Here is a 229-nt window from a genome sequence, read left to right as displayed (position 1 = left end):
CTGGCCAGCATCGCAACATGCTGGCCAGTCATTTTTTCTTTTATAAATCTGGATTTTTGAGCGAGATGACGCGTTAGCTCATCGCTTCGAGAACCACACCGTCTTGTTCCATCTGGTCGAGACGGGAGAGCAATTTGCGGGTGATTTGCTCGAGCTGATCTTTTTCTGTTGTGCTGAGCGCGGACCAGAGTTGATGCAGGCAGTTATGCTGCGGTGGTAAAACCTCGCG

At 50.7% G+C, this 229-nt stretch carries 1 pseudogene; it reads right to left on the bottom strand.

Annotated elements, in window-relative coordinates:
• Positions 1 to 73: 73 nt before the first annotated feature.
• Positions 74 to 229, bottom strand: a pseudogene (emrR, locus tag R0J88_RS24135) (multidrug efflux transporter EmrAB transcriptional repressor EmrR); the annotation flags it as partial.

The organism is Pseudoalteromonas sp. SIMBA_162 (assembly GCF_046535955.1).
GTDB lineage: Bacteria > Pseudomonadota > Gammaproteobacteria > Enterobacterales > Alteromonadaceae > Pseudoalteromonas > Pseudoalteromonas marina.
The sequence above is the reverse complement of the archived record's forward strand: the minus strand, read 5'-3'. Positions and strand labels throughout refer to the sequence as shown.